Origin of the sequence: Streptomyces spinosisporus, assembly GCF_022698145.1 — a bacterium.
GTDB lineage: Bacteria > Actinomycetota > Actinomycetes > Streptomycetales > Streptomycetaceae > Streptomyces > Streptomyces spinosisporus.
On the sequence record NZ_JALDAX010000002.1, the window covers coordinates 231,408 to 249,843 of the forward strand.

Consider the following 18,436-nt stretch of genomic DNA (forward strand, 5'->3'; position numbering starts at 1 on the left):
CGTGAGGCACAGTCACTCCATGAGCGACTTCTCCGTGAAACCAGTCCTGACCGGCGAGAAGACCGTGCTGCGGCCCTTCACCGCAGCCGACGCCGAGGGGATCTGGGAGATCATCCAGGACCCCGAGGTCATACGGTTCACCTTCGCACCGTCCACGGAACTGACCCTGGAGCGCCTGCGGGCCCTGTACGGCGCCCGGGCCACCGCACCCGACCGGCTCGACCTCGCCGTCACCGACCCGGCGACCGGCGAACTGCTTGGCGAGGTCGTCCTGTTCGAGTGGGACCCCGCCGCCCGCAGCTGCAGCTTCCGCACGCTCATCGGCCCCCGTGGCCGCGACCGCGGCGTCGGCACCGAGGCCGTCCGGCTGATCGTCGCCCACGGTTTCGGCCGACTCGGCCTGCACCGGATCGAGTTGGAGGTCTACGCCGACAACCACCGCGCCCGGCGCGTCTACGAGAAGGTCGGTTTCGTGGTCGAAGGCGTACGCCGCGAGGCCCAGGTGCGCGACGGCGTCCGGGTGGACGAGGTGCTCATGGGCATGCTGGAGAGCGAGTGGCGGGCCCGTGTGCCCGGCTCCGTCAGCTCCACGGCTCGATGACGGTCACCCCCGCTGCCGGTGCCGTCCCCATCGCCGCCAGCGCCGCGGGCGTCGCGTCCAGGCCGATGGTCGAGGTCACCAGGAGGTCGGGGCGCAGCACGCCCGCCCGCACCAGCTCCAGCATGGGCGGATAGGTGTGCGCGGCCATGCCGTGGCTGCCGAGGAGTTCGAGCTCCAGGGCGATCGCGCGGGCCATCGGCACGGGGGTCGTCCCGCTGCTCGACGGCAGCAGCCCGACCTGGACGTGCCGGCCCCTGCGGCGCAGGCCGTTCACCGAGGCGGCGCAGGTGACGGGCGAGCCCAGGGCGTCGAGGGACAACTGGGCGCCGCCGCCGGTCAGTTCCCGGACCGCGGCGGCCGTGTCCTCCTCCGCCGCCGCATCGACGCACTCCGCCGCGCCGAACCGCCGCGCCAGCTCCAGGGCCCCGGGCGACACGTCCACCGCGATCACCCGCGCCCCCGAGGCCGCCGCGATCATCACCGCGGACAGGCCCACGCCCCCGCACCCGTGGACCGCGACCCACTCCCCCGCCGCGACGCGGCCCTGCTGCACCACCGCCCGGAACGCGGTGGCGAACCTGCAGCCCAGCGCCGCCGCCGTGGCGAACGACAGGCCCTCCGGGATCGCCACGAGGTTCACGTCGGCGTGGTCGAGCGCAACATACTGCGCGAACGAGCCCCAGTGGGTGAACCCGGGCTGCGTCTGCCGCTCGCAGACCTGGTGGTCCCCGGCGGCGCATGCTCCGCAAGTTCCGCAGGCGCAGGCGAAGGGGACGGTCACGCGGTCGCCGGGGCGCCAGTCGGCGACGCGGGCGCCGACCGCCTCGATCGTGCCGGCGAGTTCATGGCCCGGTACATGAGGGAGCGCGATGTCGGGGTCGTGGCCCTGCCAGCCGTGCCAGTCGCTTCGGCACAGGCCGGTGGACCGTACTCGGACGACCACTCCGTGGGGGGCGGGTTCCGGGTCGGTCACCTCGCGTACCTCGGCCGGTTCACCGTACTGCTCGAACACCACCGCTTTCATGTGCGCTCCCGTCGCCGTCGATGTCTGCGGGTCCATCGTGGCTGGTCGCGCTATCCCCCGCGCCCCTGAGGGGGTTTCGCTCGCCGTCCGTCTCGCTCACACCGAAGCGTTGGTGGAACCTCTTCAGCGGCCCCGGCGCCCACCAGGTCGCCCTGCCCGTCAGCTTCATCACCGCCGGGACCAGCAGGCTGCGGACGATCATCGCGTCCATCAGGACCGCCAGGGCGATGCCGAGGCCGAGCATCTTGGTGTTGGTGACCCGGGAGGTGCCGATCGCGACCATCACCACGGCGAGGATCACCGCCGCCGCCGTGATCAGCCCGCCCGTGCGCTGCAGGCCGTGCCGGACGGCGGTGTTGTGGTCGCCCGTGCGGTCGTACTCCTCCTTGATGCGGGAGAGCAGGAAGACGCCGTAGTCCATGGAGAGTCCGAAGGCCACGCAGAACATCAGGACCGGCAGCGTGGTCTCGATGGAGCCCGGGCTGGTGAAGCCGAGCAGGCCGGAGAGATGACCGTCCTGGAAGACCCAGACCACCGCGCCGAACATGGCCGTCAGGCTGAGCGCGTTGAGCACCACCGCCTGGATCGGTATCAGCACGCTGCCCGTCAGGAGGAAGACCAGGAGCAGGGTGACGACGGCGATGACGGCGGCCGCCCAGGGCAGGCGCTCGGCTATCGCGTGCTTGGAGTCGACCAGGACGGCCGCCGTGCCGGTCACCTTGGTGTCGAAGGGGGCGTGAGCGGCGCGCAGTTCACCCACCAGCCGCTGTGCCGTGTCGTCGACGGCCTCGCCCTTCGGCAGCACCGTGAAGTAGGCCGACCGCCCCTTCACCAGCGGGCCGTCGACCCGCTGCACGCCGGGCAGACCGGCGATCTGCTCCTTGTACGCCGTGTACTGGGCGGGGGTCGCCCGTCCCTCGGCGAGCACCTCCAGGCCGCCGCCGGGGCTGCCCGGGAAGCCGTCGCGGATGTGCTGCTGCACGACGTGCGACTCGGCGCCCGAGGGCAGCTGGCGGTCGTCCGCGGTGCCGAACTTCACGCCCAGGAAGGGCAGTCCGAGCACGATCAGCACGGCGGTGGTCGCCACGGCGAAGACGGGGGCCCGGCGCATGACCAGGGTCGCCGCACGGGCCCAGGCCGTGCCCTGTTCGCCGGAGGTCCGAGCCGTGCGGCCGCGCCGGAACAGCCGGCGCAGATCGAGCGAGTCGACCCGGTGTCCCAGGAGGACCAGGGCCGCCGGGAGCAGAATCAGCGCCGCTGCGGCGGCCAGCAGCACCACGGCGATGCCGGCGTAGGCGAAGGACCGCAGGAAGTACTGCGGGAAGATCAGCATCGCGGCCAGGGAGACGGCGACCGTGAGCGCCGAGAACAGGACCGTGCGCCCGGCGGTGCGCAGGGTGGTGGCCACGGCGGTCAGCGGCTCGGCGCCCGTGGACAGCTCCTCGCGGAAGCGCCGGACGATGAACAGCGCGTAGTCGATGGCCAGTCCGAGGCCGAGGGCGGTGGTGAGGTTCATCGCGAAGACGGACACGTCGGTGAACTCGGTCAGGCCGCGCAGCACCGCGTTCGTGCCGAGGATGGCCACGATGCCGATGCCCAGCGGCAGCAGGGCGGCGACCGCGCTGCCGAAGACCATCACCAGCAGCACGAGCGTCACCGGCAGGGCGATCAGCTCGGCGCGGGTCAGGTCCTCCTGGATGATCGTCTGCATCTCGTGCCGCACCGCGACGAGGCCGCCGATCCTGACCTCCACCGGTCCGTGCGCGCCGCGGTAGGAGGGGGCTATGCGGTCCAGGGTCTCGCCCATCGCCTTCTCGTCGCCCGTGATGTGCGCGGCGATCAGCGCCTCGTGGCCGTCCTCGGCGCGCAGGGCGGGCGCCTGCGCGGGATCGGCCTGCCAGTAGGAGCCGACGCCTGTGACGCCCTCCTCGGCCGCGAGCCGGGCGGTGAGGCGCTCGGCCTCCGCGACGACGGCCGGGTCGTCCACCGTGGCGCGGCCCGCGTCGAGAAGCAGCATGAAGTTGGGCTGGGAGTCGGGGAACTCGCGCTCCAGCGCCTTGGTGGCATACGTCGACTGCGCGTCCGGGTCCTCCCAGCCGCCGCTGCCGAGCCGGTCGGCGACCCCGCTGCCGGCCAGCACCGCGAGGGCGGTGATCACCAGGGCGACGAGCAGCGACAACCTCGGGCGGGCGGTGACGAAGGAGGTCCAGCCTCCGGGCCGCGGTGGCTTGTTGACTTCGGTCATGGTGCGGTGTCCCCTTCACCGTGGAAACCATAAGCTGGAAAACACGAGAGACCGCTCGTGTTTCTCCAGAATGCGAGCGACCGCTCGTGTTTGTCAACGGCGTACGGAGACCTGGGGATAACGCGTGCCCGACAACCCGCAGCAGGACAACGCACAGAAGGACAGGCCGCAGAAGGAGCAGCCCCGCCGCCAGGCCCGGGGCGAGCGCCGCATCGCCCAGCTCCTGGAGGCCGCGGCCTCCGTCTTCAGCACCACCGGCTACACGGCCGCCAGCACCAACGCGATCGCCCGCGAGGCCGGCGTCTCACCCGGCACGCTCTACCAGTTCTTCCCGAACAAGGAAGCGATCGCCATCGAGCTGCGCGACCGGCTGATGCACGAGATGCGCGAGGCCTACGGGGAGGCACTCGCCCCGGTCGACCCGGCGACCCCGCTGGAGGAGGCCGTCGGCGCCGCCGTCGACCGGTTCATCGCCTTCAACTGCGACCACCCGGTCTTCTACACACTGATGCACGGCCCCGACATCCCCGGCCGGATCACCGAGGCGCACGACGTGCTGCACGCGACCCTGATCTCCCGGATCGAGGGCCTGCTGCACTCACTGCTGCCGGACGCCCGGCCGGCCGAGGTCACCCGTACCGCGCACGTCTGCTTCGGGATGTACAAGGCGGGCCTCGAACTGGTCCTCGCCCATGAAGGCGCCGAGCGCGACGCGTACGTCGAGGAGGTCAAGAAGGTCCTCATCCGCTACCTCGAACCCCTCGTCGGCGACCGGCTCGGCACGGCGCACGCCACCGCCGCGAAAAGTACCCCCTAGGGGTATAGTGGGGAAGTGGCGGGCCCCGCGGGCCCCCTCTGCCCCACATGCCACGACGAGGAGAACGACATGACCGCCCAGACCGACACCCCGGGTACCGTCACCGCCGTCTACAAGGTGAGCGGGATGAGCTGCGGACACTGCGAGGGCGCCGTCTCCGGCGAGATCTCCGAGCTGCCCGGCGTCACCTCGGTCACTGCGGTCGCCGCGACCGGCGAGGTCACCGTCGTCTCCGCGGCCCCGCTGGAGGAGGCCGCCGTGCGCGAAGCGGTGGACGAGGCGGGCTTCGAGCTCGTCGGACAGGTCTGACACCGGCCCCGGGTACCCGAGATGACCGGCACCACCGCAGAGACACCGGCAGCGATACGCACGGCCGCGGAGGACTCCGAGGTCGAACTGCTCATCGGCGGGATGACCTGCGCCTCCTGCGCGGCGCGCGTCGAGAAGAAGCTCAACCGCATGGACGGCGTCAGCGCCACGGTGAACTACGCGACGGAGAAGGCGAGGATCGCCTTCCCGGCCGACGTCCAGGTCGCGGACCTGATCGCCACCGTGGTGAAGACGGGGTACACCGCCGAGGAACCGCCCGCGCCGCAACCGGAGCCCACCGGGCCGGACGCGGCCGGGGAGCAGCCCGCCGAGGACCCCGAACTCGCCTCCGGCCGCAGGCGCTTCACCGTCTCCGCCCTGCTCGCGCTGCCCGTGGTGCTGCTGTCCATGATCCCGGCCCTGCAGTTCGACAACTGGCAGTGGCTGGCGCTCACCCTCGCCTCACCGGTGGTGGTCTGGGGCGGGCTGCCCTTCCACCGGGCCGCCTGGACGAACGCGCGGCACGGCGCGGCCACCATGGACACGCTGGTCTCGGTCGGCACGCTGGCCGCGTTCGGCTGGTCCCTGTGGGCGCTCTTCCTCGGCGACGCCGGCACGTCCGGCATGCGCGACGAGTTCAGCCTCACCGTCTCGCGCGCGGACGCCTCCTCCACGATCTACCTGGAGGTCGCCTCCGGCGTGGTCGCCCTCATCCTGCTCGGCCGCCATCTGGAGGCCCGCTCCAAGCGGCGCGCCGGAGCGGCGCTCAGGGCGCTGATGGAACTCGGCGCCAAGGACGTGGCCGTCCTGCGCGACGGCCGTGAGCTGCGCATCCCGGTGGCCCGACTGGCCGTCGGGGACCGTTTCGTCGTACGGCCCGGGGAGAAGATCGCGACCGACGGCACCGTTGTCGAGGGCACGTCCGCCGTGGACGCCTCGATGCTGACGGGCGAGTCGGTGCCGGTGGACGTGGGCGTGGGCGACGCCGTCGCCGGGGCCACCGTGAACGCCGGGGGCCGGCTCGTGGTCGAGGCCACGCGCGTGGGCGGCGACACGCAGCTCGCACGGATGGCGAAGCTGGTGGACGACGCGCAGAACGGCAAGGCCGAGGTGCAGCGGCTCGCCGACCGGATCTCCGCGGTCTTCGTCCCGGTCGTCATGCTGATCGCGGTCGCGACATTCGGCGCATGGCTGGGCGCCACCGGTGACGCGGTCGCCGCCTTCACCGCGGCCGTCGCGGTCCTGATCATCGCCTGCCCGTGCGCGCTGGGCCTGGCCACACCCACCGCGCTGCTGGTCGGCACCGGGCGTGGCGCGCAGCTGGGCATCCTGATCAAGGGCCCGGAGGTCCTGGAGTCCACGCGCCGCGTCGACACCGTCCTGCTCGACAAGACCGGCACGGTCACCACCGGCCGTATGACCCTGCACGAGGTGTACGCCGCCGACGGCGCCGACGCGTCGGAGGTGCTGCGGCTCGCGGGCGCCGTCGAGCACGCCTCCGAGCATCCCGTCGCCCGCGCGATCGCCCTGGGCGCCGTGGAACGGGGCGGGAAGCTCCCGGAGGTCGAGGACTTCGAGAACGTCCCCGGACGGGGCGTACAGGGGCGTGTGGAGGGCCACCAGGTGGCCGTCGGACGGCTCGCCGAGTACACCGCGCAGCTGCCCCCGGAACTGGCCCGTGCAAAGGCCGGGGCCGAGCGCGAGGGACGTACCGCCGTCGTCGTCGGCTGGGACGGGGTGGCACGCGGTGTCGTCGCCGTCGCCGACGCGGTGCGGGAGACCAGCGCGGAGGCGGTGCGCGCACTGCGTGCGCTGGGGCTCACGCCGGTACTGCTGACCGGGGACAACCGGGCGGTGGCCGAGGCGGTGGCGCGCTCCGTCGGCGTCGAGCAGGTGATCGCGGAGGTCCTGCCCGAGGAGAAGGCCGAGGCCGTACGGCGGCTGCAGGCCGAGGGCCGGAGCGTCGCGATGGTCGGTGACGGGGTCAACGACGCGGCCGCGCTCGCCACCGCCGACCTGGGCCTGGCGATGGGCACCGGGACGGACGCGGCGATCGAGGCGGGCGATCTGACGCTGGTGCGCGGCGATCTGCGGGTGGCCGCGTGCGCGATCCGGCTCTCGCGCCGGACGCTGGCCACGATCCGGGGCAACCTCGTGTGGGCCTTCGGGTACAACGTGGCGGCGCTGCCGCTGGCCGCCGCCGGACTGCTGAACCCGATGATCGCGGGGGCCGCGATGGCCTTCTCGTCCGTGTTCGTGGTGACGAACAGCCTCCGCCTGCGAAGGTTCGACTGAACTGCGGCAAAGTTACCGGCGGTTAGGCCAACTCCAGGTAAGAGCCCCCCTAGAGTCCGGAGCCATGCTCACATAAGCTCTTCACAAGGCTCGCGCATCATCCTTACGCTTGAGTCCCGGTCGCCGTATCGGGACCCTTGCGCATCTAACGGACATATGCAAGAGACGCAGATCACAGTGATGTGAACGTAACCATCGAAGGGGTTCGAAGGTCTAAGTTGACGATGTCGGGCAGCGTCTTGGGGGGCGCTACCTGGCATCTGGGGATGTCTTGGGGGACTTCCTCAGAGGCGCGTTGCCGGGGCACGTACACCGGGGAGCTTTGAGCGGCCCTCCCGAGGTGCGATGTCCCGGCAGACCGCACACACATGAGTACGGCGGGTTTTGCTCATTCTGCTCAACGCTCGCCGCACTCAACAGCGATTCAGGCGCTGTCCTCGGACGCCCGGCCGGATCCCGTGGGGGGAATCCGTACCGGGACATGGGAAGGCGCCCTGGACGTCGGCCCGTGGGGGGACCGGCGCCAGGGCGCCTTCTGTATGTACTGCCTCATGTGCCTACTGCGGAGAAGACCTCACCGCGGAGGGGCACCGGCCGTCCGGCGCCCCGACCGTCAGGTGTCAGCGCTCCTCGACCGGCACGAAGTCGCGCTCCACCACGCCCGTGTAGATCTGGCGCGGGCGGCCGATGCGGGAGCCGGGCTCCTTGATCATCTCGTGCCACTGGGCGATCCAGCCCGGGAGCCGGCCGAGGGCGAACAGGACCGTGAACATCTCGGTCGGGAAGCCCATGGCGCGGTAGATCAGGCCGGTGTAGAAGTCGACGTTCGGGTAGAGGCTGCGCGAGACGAAGTAGTCGTCGGAGAGCGCGTGCTCCTCCAGCTTCAGCGCGATGTCCAGCAGCTCGTCGGACTTGCCGAGGGCGGAGAGGACGTCGTGCGCCGCGGCCTTGATGATCTTCGCGCGCGGGTCGAAGTTCTTGTAGACCCGGTGGCCGAAGCCCATCAGCCGGACGCCGTCCTCCTTGTTCTTCACCTTGCGGATGAAGGAGTCGACATCGCCGCCGTCCGCCTGGATGCCCTCGAGCATCTCCAGGACGGACTGGTTGGCACCGCCGTGCAGCGGGCCCCACAGGGCGCTGATGCCGGCGGAGATCGAGGCGAACATGTTGGCCTGCGACGAGCCCACCAGGCGGACCGTCGACGTCGAGCAGTTCTGCTCGTGGTCGGCGTGCAGGATGAGGAGCTTGTCGAGGGCGGAGACCACGACCGGGTCCAGGTCGAACTCCTGTGCGGGGACCGAGAAGGTCATCCGCAGGAAGTTCTCGACGTAGCCGAGGTCGTTGCGCGGGTAGACGAACGGGTGGCCGATCGACTTCTTGTACGCGTACGCCGCGATCGTCGGGAGCTTGGCGAGCAGGCGGATCGTGGAGAGGTTGCGCTGCCGCTCGTCGAAGGGGTTGTGGCTGTCCTGGTAGAACGTGGACAGCGCCGAGACCACCGAGGACAGCATGGCCATCGGGTGGGCGTCGCGCGGGAAGCCCTTGTAGAAGTTCTTGACGTCCTCGTGCAGCAGGGTGTGCTGCGTGATCTCGTTCTTGAACGTGGAGAGCTCGTCGACGGTGGGCAGCTCGCCGTTGATCAGCAGGTAGGCGACCTCCAGGAAGGTGGAGCGCTCTGCCAGCTGCTCGATCGGGTAGCCGCGGTACCGCAGGATGCCCGCCTCGCCGTCGAGGTAGGTGATCGAGGATTTATAGGCGGCGGTGTTGCCGTAACCGCTGTCAAGCGTCACCAGACCGGTCTGGGCGCGGAGCTTCCCGATGTCGAAGCCCATGTCGCCGACGGTGCTGTTGATCACCGGGTAGGTGTACTCGCCGTCGCCGTACCGCAGTACTACAGAGTTGTCGCTCACGTCTTCCCTCACCGACGTAGTGCCTCATCTTCGAGGTTGCCCTGACTGTCTCTACCATCCCCCAATTGGCTCAGGAGAGTGCACTCGGGGTCGACCATCGGGCCTATCGGCGGCACTGAGTGCCGCCAACTTGCTCATCCTGCCCCCTTGGTCCCCCATCCGGAAGTGCTCTGTGACCTTCGCGACTCATTTGATCGATCATTTTTTGTGATGCCCGCCTCACGGGGAGGTCGCGAGGGCCACAGGCGCTGTCACAGGGGCCGGGGAGAGAGCCTGAAGTCGAGTGCCGTGCAGCGCCGTCCCGCCGACACCGTGCGCACCGCCTGACCTATCGCCTTGCGCGAACCGACGAGGACGACCAGCTTCTTGGCCCGCGTGACCGCCGTGTAGAGGAGGTTGCGCTGGAGCATCATCCAGGCGCCGGTGGTGACCGGGATCACCACGGCCGGATATTCACTCCCCTGCGAGCGGTGGATGGTCACCGCGTACGCATGGGCCAGTTCGTCCAGTTCGTCGAATTCGTACGGAACCTCCTCGTCCTCGTCGGTCAGCACCGTCAGGCGCTGGTCGACCGGGTCGAGCGAGGTGACCACGCCCACGGTGCCGTTGAAGACACCGTTCTTGCCCTTCTCGTAATTGTTGCGAATCTGGGTGACCTTGTCGCCGACCCGGAAGACCCGGCCGCCGAAGCGCTTCTCGGGCAGGTCCGGGCGGCCCGGCGTGATCGCCTGCTGCAGCAGGCCGTTGAGCGTGCCGGCGCCGGCCGGGCCGCGGTGCATCGGGGCGAGGACCTGGACGTCCCGGCGCGGGTCGAGCCCGAACCTGGCCGGGATGCGACGGGCGGCCACGTCCACGGTGAGCCGCCCGGCCTCCTCGGTGTCGTCCTCGACGAAGAGGAAGAAGTCCTTCATACCGTCCGTGACCGGATGCTGCCCGGCGTTGATGCGGTGGGCGTTGGTGACCACGCCGGACTGCTGGGCCTGGCGGAACACGCGCGTCAGGCGCACGGCCGGGATCGGGCCGCCGTCCGCGAGGAGGTCCCTGAGCACCTCCCCCGCGCCGACGCTCGGCAGCTGGTCCACGTCTCCGACGAAGAGCAGATGGGCGCCCGGCGGGACCGCCTTGACCAACTTGTTGGCGAGCAGCAGGTCCAGCATGGAGGCCTCGTCGACCACCACCAGATCGGCCTGGAGGGGGCGGTCCTTGTCGTACGCCGCGTCACCGCCGGGCTTGAGCTCCAGCAGGCGGTGCACGGTGGAGGCCTCGGCGCCGGTGAGCTCGGACAGCCGCTTGGCGGCGCGGCCGGTGGGGGCCGCCAGGACCACCCGCGCCTTCTTGGCGCGGGCCAGCTCCACCACCGAGCGGACCGTGAAGGACTTGCCGCAGCCCGGGCCGCCGGTCAGCACGGCGACCTTCTTGGTCAGTGCCAGCTTGACGGCGGCCTCCTGCTCGGGGGCGAGGTCCGCGCCCGTACGCCCCTTCAGCCAGCCCAGTGCCTTGTCCCAGGCCACGTCGTGAAAGCCGGGCATCCGGTCCTCGTCCGTGCGCAGCAGCCGCAACAGCTGGGCGGACAGGGAGAGTTCGGCGCGGTGGAAGGGGACCAGGTAGACGGCCGTCACCGAGTCACCGCCGTCCGGGCCCGGCACCTTCTCCCGGACCACCCCGGGGTCCTCGCCCTCCTCCGGCTCGCGGGCGAGGTCGGCGAGGCACTCGATGACCAGGCCGGTGTCGACCTGGAGCAGCTTCACCGCGTCGGCGATCAACTGCTCCTCGGGCAGATAGCAGTTGCCCTGGTCGGTGGCCTGCGACAGCGCGTACTGCAGGCCGGCCTTGACGCGCTCCGGGCTGTCGTGCGGGATGCCGACGGACTGGGCGATCCGGTCGGCGGTCAGGAAGCCGATGCCCCATACGTCGGCCGCGAGGCGGTAGGGCTGGTTCCTGACCACGGAGATCGAGGCGTCGCCGTACTTCTTGTAGATGCGCACGGCGATCGAGGTGGAGACCTCGACGGTCTGGAGGAAGAGCATGACCTCCTTGATCGCCTTCTGCTCCTCCCAGGCGTCGGCGATCTTCTTGGTGCGCTTGGGACCGAGCCCGGGGACCTCGATCAGGCGCTTGGGCTCCCCCTCGATGATCTGCAGGGTGTCCAGGCCGAAGTGCTGGGTGATGCGGTCGGCGAAGACGGGTCCGATGCCCTTGACCAGGCCGGAGCCGAGATAGCGGCGGATGCCCTGGACGGTGGCCGGCAGCACCGTCGTGTAGTTCTCCACCGTGAACTGCCTGCCGTACTGCGGGTGGGAGCCCCAACGGCCCTCCATCCGCAGGGACTCGCCGACCTGGGCGCCGAGCAGCGAGCCCACGACGGTGAGCAGGTCGCCGGCGCCTCGGCCTGTGTCCACCCGGGCCACCGTGTAGCCGTTCTCCTCGTTGGCGTACGTGATGCGCTCCAGGACGCCTTCGAGCACGGCGAGCCGCCGTTCGCCCGTGGCATTCCCCGTCTGCTCAGCCATGATCCGACGGTACAGCCGCGCTCTGACATCACGATCCGGTACCGGGGTCTTGCCAGGCACCCGTGTAATCGTTTCCAATCATCGGTACGCAGTCGATGTAATCGATTCCACGAGGAGGTGGAACGGCGATGGCGAGCATCAAGGACGTCGCCGCCGAGGCGGGGGTCTCCGTCGCCACGGTCTCGCGCGTCCTGAACGAGCATCCGTCGGTCAGCGCGGACGCACGCGCGCGCGTGCTGGCCGCCGTCGAGGTGCTGGGCTACCGCCCGAATGCCGTCGCCCGTTCCCTGCGCACCGACCAGACCCACACCCTCGGGCTGGTCATCAGCGACGTGATGAACCCCTACTTCACCGAACTGGCCCGCTCCGTGGAGGAGGAGGCCCGCGCGCTCGGCTACAGCGTCATCATCGGCAACGCCGACGAGCGGCCCGATCTGCAGGACCACCACGTACGCAATCTGCTGGACCGCCGAATCGACGGCCTCCTCGTCTCCCCCACCGACGGCGGCTCCCCGCTGATGCTGGACGCCGCGCGCGCGGGGACGCCCATGGTGTTCGTCGACCGGTGGATCCCGGGCGTCGACGTGCCGGTGGTGCGGGCGGACGGACAGAGCGCGATACGGGACCTCGTCGCACACCTGCACGCACTGGGGCACCGCCGGCTCGCGATCATCGCGGGACCGGCCGCGACCACGACCGGGCGGGAGCGCGTGGAGGTCTTCCGCACGGCGCTCGCGGCCCACGGCCTCGAACTGCCCGACGCCTACACGGGACAGGGCGACTTCCAGGCCGAGAGCGGGCGCCGGGTCACCGAGGGCTTCCTCGACCTGGCCGAGCCGCCCGAGGTCGTCTTCGCCGCCGACAACCTGATGGCGCTCGGTGCGCTGGACGCGATCCGCGCGCGCGGGCTGCGGGTGCCATGTGACATAGCACTCGCCGCCTTCGACGACATCCGCTGGTTCGTGCACACCGACCCGCCCATCACCGCGATCGCCCAGCCCACGGGCGAGCTGGGGCGCGCCGCCGTGCGCGCGCTCATCGACCGCATCGAGGGCCGGACCCCGCGGTCCGTCACCCTCCCCGCCCGTCTCGTCGTACGCCGCTCCTGCGGCGAGGACCCCGCCGAGAACCCCGTAACGAACAGGAGCACGTCGTGAGCAACCAGGACGAGTTGCTGCGCATCGAGGGCATACGCAAGACCTTCCCGGGTGTGGTCGCGCTCGACAGCGTCGACTTCGACCTGCGCCGGGGCGAGGTGCATGTGCTCCTCGGTGAGAACGGCGCGGGCAAGAGCACCCTCATCAAGATGCTCTCCGGCGCCTACACACCCGACGCCGGGCGGATCCTGGTCGGCGGCGAGGAGGTGCGCATCCACGGTGCGCAGGACTCCGAGCGCCTCGGGATCGCCACCATCTACCAGGAGTTCAACCTCGTACCCGACCTCACGGTCGCCGAGAACATCTTCCTGGGGCGGCAGCCGCGCCGCTTCGGGGTGATCGACCGCAAGCGGATGGAGGCCGACGCGGAGGTCCTGCTGAAGCGGGTCGGCCTCAGCGTCTCGCCGCACGCGCGCGTGCGCGAACTCGGCATCGCGCGCCTGCAGATGGTCGAGATCGCCAAGGCGCTCAGCCTGGACGCGCGCGTGCTGATCATGGACGAGCCGACCGCCGTGCTCACCTCCGAAGAGGTCGACAGGCTCTTCGCGATCGTGCGGACGCTGCGCGAGGACGGCGTGGGGATCGTCTTCATCACCCACCACCTGGACGAGATCGCCGCCCTGGGCGACCGGGTCACCGTCATCCGCGACGGCAGGTCGGTCGGCGAGGTGCCGGCCTCCACCCCCGAGGACGAACTCGTACGCCTCATGGTGGGCCGCTCGATCGAGCAGCAGTACCCGCGCGAACGGGCCGACGCCGGCGCCGCGTTGCTCACCGTCGAGGGGCTGACCCGCGACGGCGTCTTCCACGACGTCGGCTTCGAGGTGCACGCCGGCGAGGTCGTCGGCATCGCGGGGCTGGTCGGTGCGGGCCGTACGGAGGTCGTGCGGGCCGTGTTCGGCGCGGATCCGTACGACAAGGGGGCCGTGAAGGTCTCCGGGGCCACGGTGCGGCGGGGTGACGTCAACGCGGCCATGGCGGCCGGGATCGGGCTCGTGCCCGAGGACCGCAAGGGCCAGGGGCTGGTGCTCGACGCCTCCGTCGAGGAGAACCTCGGCCTGGTGACGATGCGGGCCGCCACGCGCGCGGGGCTCGTCGACCGCAAGGCCCAGCACGGGTCGGCGGAGCGGATCGCCAAGCAGCTCGGCGTGCGGATGGCCGGACTCGGCCAGCACGTACGGACGTTGTCCGGCGGCAATCAGCAGAAGGTCGTCATCGGCAAGTGGCTGCTCGCCGACACCAAGGTGCTGATCCTCGACGAGCCGACGCGTGGCATCGACGTCGGCGCCAAGGTCGAGATCTACCAGCTCATCAACGAACTCACCGCGGCCGGCGCCGCCGTCCTGATGATCTCCAGCGATCTGCCCGAGGTGCTCGGCATGAGCGACCGGGTGCTGGTGATGGCCCAGGGCCGGATCGCGGGCGAACTCTCCGCCGACGAGGCCACCCAGGACGCCGTGATGGCCCTCGCCGTGAGCAACCCCGGCAACGGCGACCTCAGTAATGGAACGACCACAGACACCGGAACGGAGGCCAGCCGTGGCCACTGACACGCTCAAGAGCAACGCGGGCGCCGGTGGCGCCACCACGGGAGGACTGCGCCGCCTCCTGCTCGACAACGGCGCGCTCACCGCGCTGATCGTCCTCGTCATCGCCCTGTCGGCGCTGTCGGGCGACTTCCTGACGACGGACAACCTGCTCAATGTGGGCGTGCAGGCGGCCGTGACCGCCGTGCTCGCCTTCGGCGTCACCTTCGTGATCGTCTCCGCGGGCATCGACCTGTCGGTCGGCTCGGTGGCGGCGCTGTCGGCCACCGTCCTTGCCTGGAGCGCCACTTCGCACGGCGTGCCGGTCGTGCTCGCGGTGGTGCTGTCCGTCGTCACCGGCATCGTGGCCGGTCTCGTTAACGGCTTCCTGATCGCGTACGGCAAGCTGCCGCCGTTCATCGCGACGCTGGCCATGCTGTCGGTGGCCCGCGGTCTGGCGCTGGTCATCTCCGAGGGCTCCCCGATCCCCTTCCCGGACTCGGTCTCGCACCTCGGTGACACGCTCGGCGGCTGGCTGCCCGTGCCGGTGCTGGTCATGATCGTCATGGGGCTGATCGCGGCCTTCGTGCTCGGCCGGACCTACATCGGCCGGTCCATGTACGCGATCGGCGGCAACGAGGAGGCGGCCCGCCTGTCCGGGCTGCGCGTGAAGAGGCAGAAGCTCGCGATCTACGCCTTCTCGGGCCTGTTCGCCGCGGTCGCGGGCATCGTGCTCGCCTCCCGGCTCTCCTCGGCGCAGCCGCAGGCCGCCGACGGCTACGAGCTGGACGCGATCGCCGCGGTCGTCATCGGCGGCGCCTCACTGGCGGGCGGCACCGGCAAGGCGTCCGGCACCCTGATCGGCGCGCTGATCCTCGCGGTGCTGCGCAACGGCCTCAACCTGCTGAACGTGTCCGCCTTCTGGCAGCAGGTCGTCATCGGTGTCGTCATCGCGCTGGCGGTCCTCCTCGACACGCTGCGGCGCAAGGCCGGGGCGACCCCGGTGGCCGCGGGCACGGGCGGCAACAAGGGCAAGCAGGCGGGGACGTACGCACTCGCGGCGGTCGTCACCGTGGCGCTCGTGGGCGCGACCTCCTTCCTGCACAACGGCTCGAACTCCACCACGCCGAAGATGGGCCTGTCTCTGTCCACCCTCAACAACCCCTTCTTCGTGCAGATCCGGGCGGGCGCCCAGGCCGAGGCGAAGAAGCTGGGTGTGGACCTGACCGTCACGGACGCCCAGAACGACGCCTCCCAGCAGGCCAACCAGCTGCAGAACTTCACCAGTTCTAACCTGGGCGCGATCATCGTCAACCCGGTGGACTCGGACGCGGCGAGCAACTCCGTCAAGGCCGCCGACAAGGCGAAGATCCCGGTCGTCGCGGTCGACCGCGGCGTCAACAAGGCGGCCGTGGACGCCCTCGTGGCCTCCGACAACGTCAAGGGCGGCGAGCTCGCGGCGAGGACGATCGGCGAGAAGCTCGGCGGCCAGGGCCGGATCGTGATCCTCCAGGGCCAGGCGGGCACCTCCGCGGCCCGTGAGCGCGCGGCGGGCTTCGCGGCCGGTCTCAAGGCCTACCCGGGCATCAAGGTGGTGGCCCAGCAGCCGGCCGACTTCGACCGCACCAAGGGACTCGACGTGATGTCGAACCTGCTCCAGGCCCACCCGGACGTCCAGGGCGTCATCGCCGCCAACGACGAGATGGCGCTCGGCGCGATCAAGGCGCTCGGCTCCAAGGCCGGGAAGTCGGTCCAGGTCGTCGGCTTCGACGGCACGCCGGACGGGCTCAAGGCGGTCGAAGGGGGCAGTCTGTACGCATCTGTCGCACAACAGCCCACACAGTTGGGCAGGATCGCCGTGGACAACGCGCTCAGGGCCCTGCAGGGCAAGAAGATCGAGGAGACGGTGAAGGTGCCGGTGAAGGTGGTCACGAAGCAGAACGTGGCCGGCTTCAGCGGCTGACGACGGGGAACGGGCGGGCGGTCAGGGGGACCGCCCGCCCCAGGCACTCATCTGGGGAGTCTTCTCATGTACGACTACGACCTCCTGGTCGTGGGCTCGGCCAACGCCGACCTGGTGATCGGCGTGGAGCGGCGTCCGGGGGCCGGCGAGACCGTGCTCGGCTCCGACCTGGCCGTGCACCCGGGCGGCAAGGGCGCGAACCAGGCGGTCGCGGCCGCCCGGCTCGGATCCCGTACGGCCCTGCTGGCCCGGGTCGGCGACGACGCGTACGGCAGGCTGCTGCTGGACTCGCAGCGCGAGGCCGGCGTCGACACGGTGGGGGTGCTGGTCGGCGGGGCGCCCACGGGCGTCGCGCTGATCACGGTGGACCCGTCCGGGGACAACAGCATCGTGGTGTCGCCCGGCGCCAACGGGCGGCTCGCTCCTGCGGACGTACGGGCCGCCGCGTGTCTCTTCCAGGCCGCGCGGGTGGTCTCGACACAGCTGGAGATCCCGCTGGACTCGGTCGTGGAGGTCGTCCGCGGTCTCACGCCCGACAGCCGTTTCGTCCTCAACCCCTCGCCGCCGCAGCCCCTGCCGCCGGAGGTGCTGGCGGCCTGCGATCCGCTGATCGTCAACGAGCACGAGGCGAAGGTGATCCTGGGCGACGCGTGTGTCTCGGAGCGGCCGGAGGACTGGGCGAGCCTGCTGCTGGCCAAGGGCCCGCGCTCGGTCGTGGTCACCCTCGGTGCGGAGGGTGCGCTGGTGGCCGACGCGGACGGGGTCGCGCGGGTGTCCTCGGTGAAGGTCGACGCGGTGGACACCACGGGTGCGGGCGACGCGTTCACGGCGGCGCTGGCGTTCCGGCTGGGCGCGGGGGCCTCCCTGGCGGAGGCCGCGGCCTACGCGGCGCGTGTGGGTGCGGCCGCGGTCACCAAGCAGGGCGCGCAGGAGTCGTTCCCCACGGCCGAGGAGGTCGACGCGCTGTGAAGAAGGCGGGAATCCTGAACCGTCATCTCTCCGGCGCGCTCGCCGAGCTGGGTCACGGGGACGGCGTGCTGGTGTGCGACGCGGGCATGCCGATACCGAAGGGGCCGCGGGTGGTCGACCTCGCGTTCCGCGCCGGGGTGCCGTCCTTCGCCGAGGTGCTGGACGGGCTGCTGGCCGAGCTGGTGGTGGAGGGGGCCACGGCGGCGACCGAGATCCACGACGCCAACCCGGCGGCGTCCGCCCTGCTCACCGGCCATTTCCCCACCCTGGACCTGGTCAGCCACGAGCGGCTCAAGGAGCTGTCCGCAGGAGTGCGGCTGGTGGTGCGGACGGGCGAGGCACAGCCGTACGCCAATGTGCTGCTGAGGTGCGGCGTCTTCTTCTGACGGCCTAGCTCCGGCACGCCGACCCGGACAGGGGATCCGGACAAATTCGAGGGGGCCCGATCCGTCGACCGGGCCCCCTCGGCTTTTCCCCTCCTGCACCAGAACCCCCCGCGATCCCCCCAGATCCCCCTCCGAGTGGTCCTGATGCAAAGTACGACCAGCCGGGTGCGGGAAGGGTTGTACGCCCGCTCGCAGATTTTTTGAGAATCCGACACCGCTTCGGTGACCGGCCCGTGAATCGCCGGATCCCTTTGAGAGGGTGCGGAGGAACGCACCACCAACGCGTCACGGGGAGAAGAATTGAGGACGCTCGACAGGCGTATCGCAGCAGGTGTCGCGGTGCTGGCCGCCGCATTCTCCATGAGCTTCGCGCAGACCGCCTCGGCGGCACCGGCGGGCGGAGGACACTGGGACGACCTCGGCTCGCACGAGGCCTACTACCAGAGCGAGTACCGGACCAAGGCCGTCAAGTCGGCCGGCGGCGCCTTCCAGGCCTGCATCACCAGTCCCAGCACGACCAAGGACCTCTACAACCTGTACGAACAGGACGCGGAGGTCTACAACGCCAAGCTGGTGACGACCGTCAAGGGAGCCGGCTGCTGGGTGTTCCGCAACATCGGCGCATACGTCGACGGGAACAACCACCGCGCGGAGTTCTACATCGGCACGGAGGACGACCCCAACATGATGCGGGTCCACTACTACGACTGATTCGGCTCCTACG

At 70.6% G+C, this 18,436-nt stretch carries 14 protein-coding genes; 10 read left to right on the forward strand and 4 right to left on the reverse strand.

Annotated elements, in window-relative coordinates; translation table 11 throughout:
* Positions 1-19 precede the first annotated feature (19 nt).
* Entirely contained in the window at positions 20-601 is a 582-nt protein-coding gene (locus tag MQN93_RS06255) for a GNAT family N-acetyltransferase (protein ID WP_242708661.1), read from the forward strand.
* On the opposite strand, the gene MQN93_RS06260 is transcribed toward MQN93_RS06255, so the two are convergent.
* Both MQN93_RS06260 and MQN93_RS06265 read right to left on the reverse strand, forming a co-directional pair.
* A complete protein-coding gene (locus MQN93_RS06260; RefSeq protein WP_242708662.1) occupies positions 582-1,625 on the reverse strand; it encodes a zinc-dependent alcohol dehydrogenase family protein in 1,044 nt (347 codons plus the stop codon). The genes MQN93_RS06255 and MQN93_RS06260 overlap by 20 nt on opposite strands.
* Positions 1,594-3,870 carry an MMPL family transporter gene (locus tag MQN93_RS06265; RefSeq protein WP_242708663.1) on the reverse strand — a complete coding sequence of 759 codons (2,277 nt, stop codon included), beginning with the start codon at positions 3,868-3,870 and terminating at the stop codon, positions 1,594-1,596. Before MQN93_RS06265 ends, MQN93_RS06260 begins: the two co-directional genes overlap by 32 nt.
* A 124-nt stretch (positions 3,871-3,994) precedes the next feature.
* Here MQN93_RS06265 and MQN93_RS06270 point away from each other — a divergent pair, with 124 nt between their 5' ends.
* From MQN93_RS06270 to MQN93_RS06280, 3 genes are all read left to right on the forward strand, one after another.
* Complete coding sequence (locus MQN93_RS06270) at positions 3,995-4,687, forward strand: TetR/AcrR family transcriptional regulator (protein ID WP_242708664.1); 693 nt, start codon at positions 3,995-3,997, stop codon at positions 4,685-4,687.
* A gap of 69 nt (positions 4,688-4,756) precedes the next feature.
* On the forward strand, positions 4,757-4,996 hold the full coding sequence (locus MQN93_RS06275; protein WP_242708665.1) for a heavy-metal-associated domain-containing protein: 240 nt from the start codon (positions 4,757-4,759) through the stop codon (positions 4,994-4,996).
* A 21-nt stretch (positions 4,997-5,017) separates the two neighbouring features.
* Positions 5,018-7,291 carry a heavy metal translocating P-type ATPase gene (locus MQN93_RS06280; RefSeq protein ID WP_242708666.1) on the forward strand — a complete coding sequence of 758 codons (2,274 nt, stop codon included), beginning with the start codon at positions 5,018-5,020 and terminating at the stop codon, positions 7,289-7,291.
* Between the two features lie 620 nt (positions 7,292-7,911).
* Here the strand turns inward: MQN93_RS06280 and MQN93_RS06285 are convergent.
* Complete coding sequence (locus tag MQN93_RS06285; RefSeq protein ID WP_016435046.1) at positions 7,912-9,201, reverse strand: citrate synthase; 1,290 nt, start codon at positions 9,199-9,201, stop codon at positions 7,912-7,914.
* Between the two features lie 251 nt (positions 9,202-9,452).
* Complete coding sequence (recD2, locus tag MQN93_RS06290; protein ID WP_242708667.1) at positions 9,453-11,711, reverse strand: SF1B family DNA helicase RecD2; 2,259 nt, start codon at positions 11,709-11,711, stop codon at positions 9,453-9,455.
* A 128-nt stretch (positions 11,712-11,839) separates the two neighbouring features.
* Here recD2 and MQN93_RS06295 point away from each other — a divergent pair, with 128 nt between their 5' ends.
* The 6 genes from MQN93_RS06295 (at position 11,840) to MQN93_RS06320 (ending at position 18,423) form a co-directional block, all read left to right on the forward strand.
* Positions 11,840-12,868 carry a LacI family DNA-binding transcriptional regulator gene (locus MQN93_RS06295; protein ID WP_016435044.1) on the forward strand — a complete coding sequence of 343 codons (1,029 nt, stop codon included), beginning with the start codon at positions 11,840-11,842 and terminating at the stop codon, positions 12,866-12,868.
* Positions 12,865-14,418, forward strand: a complete 1,554-nt coding sequence (locus tag MQN93_RS06300) for a sugar ABC transporter ATP-binding protein (protein ID WP_242708668.1) — start codon at positions 12,865-12,867, stop codon at positions 14,416-14,418. Before MQN93_RS06295 ends, MQN93_RS06300 begins: the two co-directional genes overlap by 4 nt.
* Complete coding sequence (locus tag MQN93_RS06305; RefSeq protein WP_242708669.1) at positions 14,408-16,357, forward strand: ABC transporter permease/substrate-binding protein; 1,950 nt, start codon at positions 14,408-14,410, stop codon at positions 16,355-16,357. Before MQN93_RS06300 ends, MQN93_RS06305 begins: the two co-directional genes overlap by 11 nt.
* Positions 16,358-16,423: 66 nt before the next feature.
* Entirely contained in the window at positions 16,424-17,326 is a 903-nt protein-coding gene (locus MQN93_RS06310; RefSeq protein ID WP_016435041.1) for a ribokinase, read from the forward strand.
* A complete protein-coding gene (rbsD, locus tag MQN93_RS06315) occupies positions 17,323-17,712 on the forward strand; it encodes a D-ribose pyranase (protein WP_016435040.1) in 390 nt (129 codons plus the stop codon). The genes MQN93_RS06310 and rbsD overlap by 4 nt, the downstream gene beginning before the upstream one ends.
* 300 nt (positions 17,713-18,012) lie before the next feature.
* Positions 18,013-18,423, forward strand: a complete 411-nt coding sequence (locus MQN93_RS06320; protein ID WP_242708670.1) for a YndA family protein — start codon at positions 18,013-18,015, stop codon at positions 18,421-18,423.
* The last annotated feature ends 13 nt before the right edge of the window (positions 18,424-18,436 follow it).

Bases quoted from the DNA above. Each gene is read 5' to 3' on its own strand.
- MQN93_RS06260 (WP_242708662.1), bottom strand. From the start codon at position 1,625: ATGAAAGCGGTGGTGTTCGAGCAGTACGGTGAACCGGCCGAGGTACGC.
- MQN93_RS06275 (WP_242708665.1), top strand. From the start codon at position 4,757: ATGACCGCCCAGACCGACACCCCGGGTACCGTCACCGCCGTCTACAAG.
- MQN93_RS06255 (WP_242708661.1), top strand. From the start codon at position 20: ATGAGCGACTTCTCCGTGAAACCAGTCCTGACCGGCGAGAAGACCGTG.
- MQN93_RS06310 (WP_016435041.1), top strand. From the start codon at position 16,424: ATGTACGACTACGACCTCCTGGTCGTGGGCTCGGCCAACGCCGACCTG.
- recD2 (WP_242708667.1), bottom strand. From the start codon at position 11,711: ATGGCTGAGCAGACGGGGAATGCCACGGGCGAACGGCGGCTCGCCGTG.
- MQN93_RS06295 (WP_016435044.1), top strand. From the start codon at position 11,840: ATGGCGAGCATCAAGGACGTCGCCGCCGAGGCGGGGGTCTCCGTCGCC.
- MQN93_RS06265 (WP_242708663.1), bottom strand. From the start codon at position 3,870: ATGACCGAAGTCAACAAGCCACCGCGGCCCGGAGGCTGGACCTCCTTC.
- MQN93_RS06280 (WP_242708666.1), top strand. From the start codon at position 5,018: ATGACCGGCACCACCGCAGAGACACCGGCAGCGATACGCACGGCCGCG.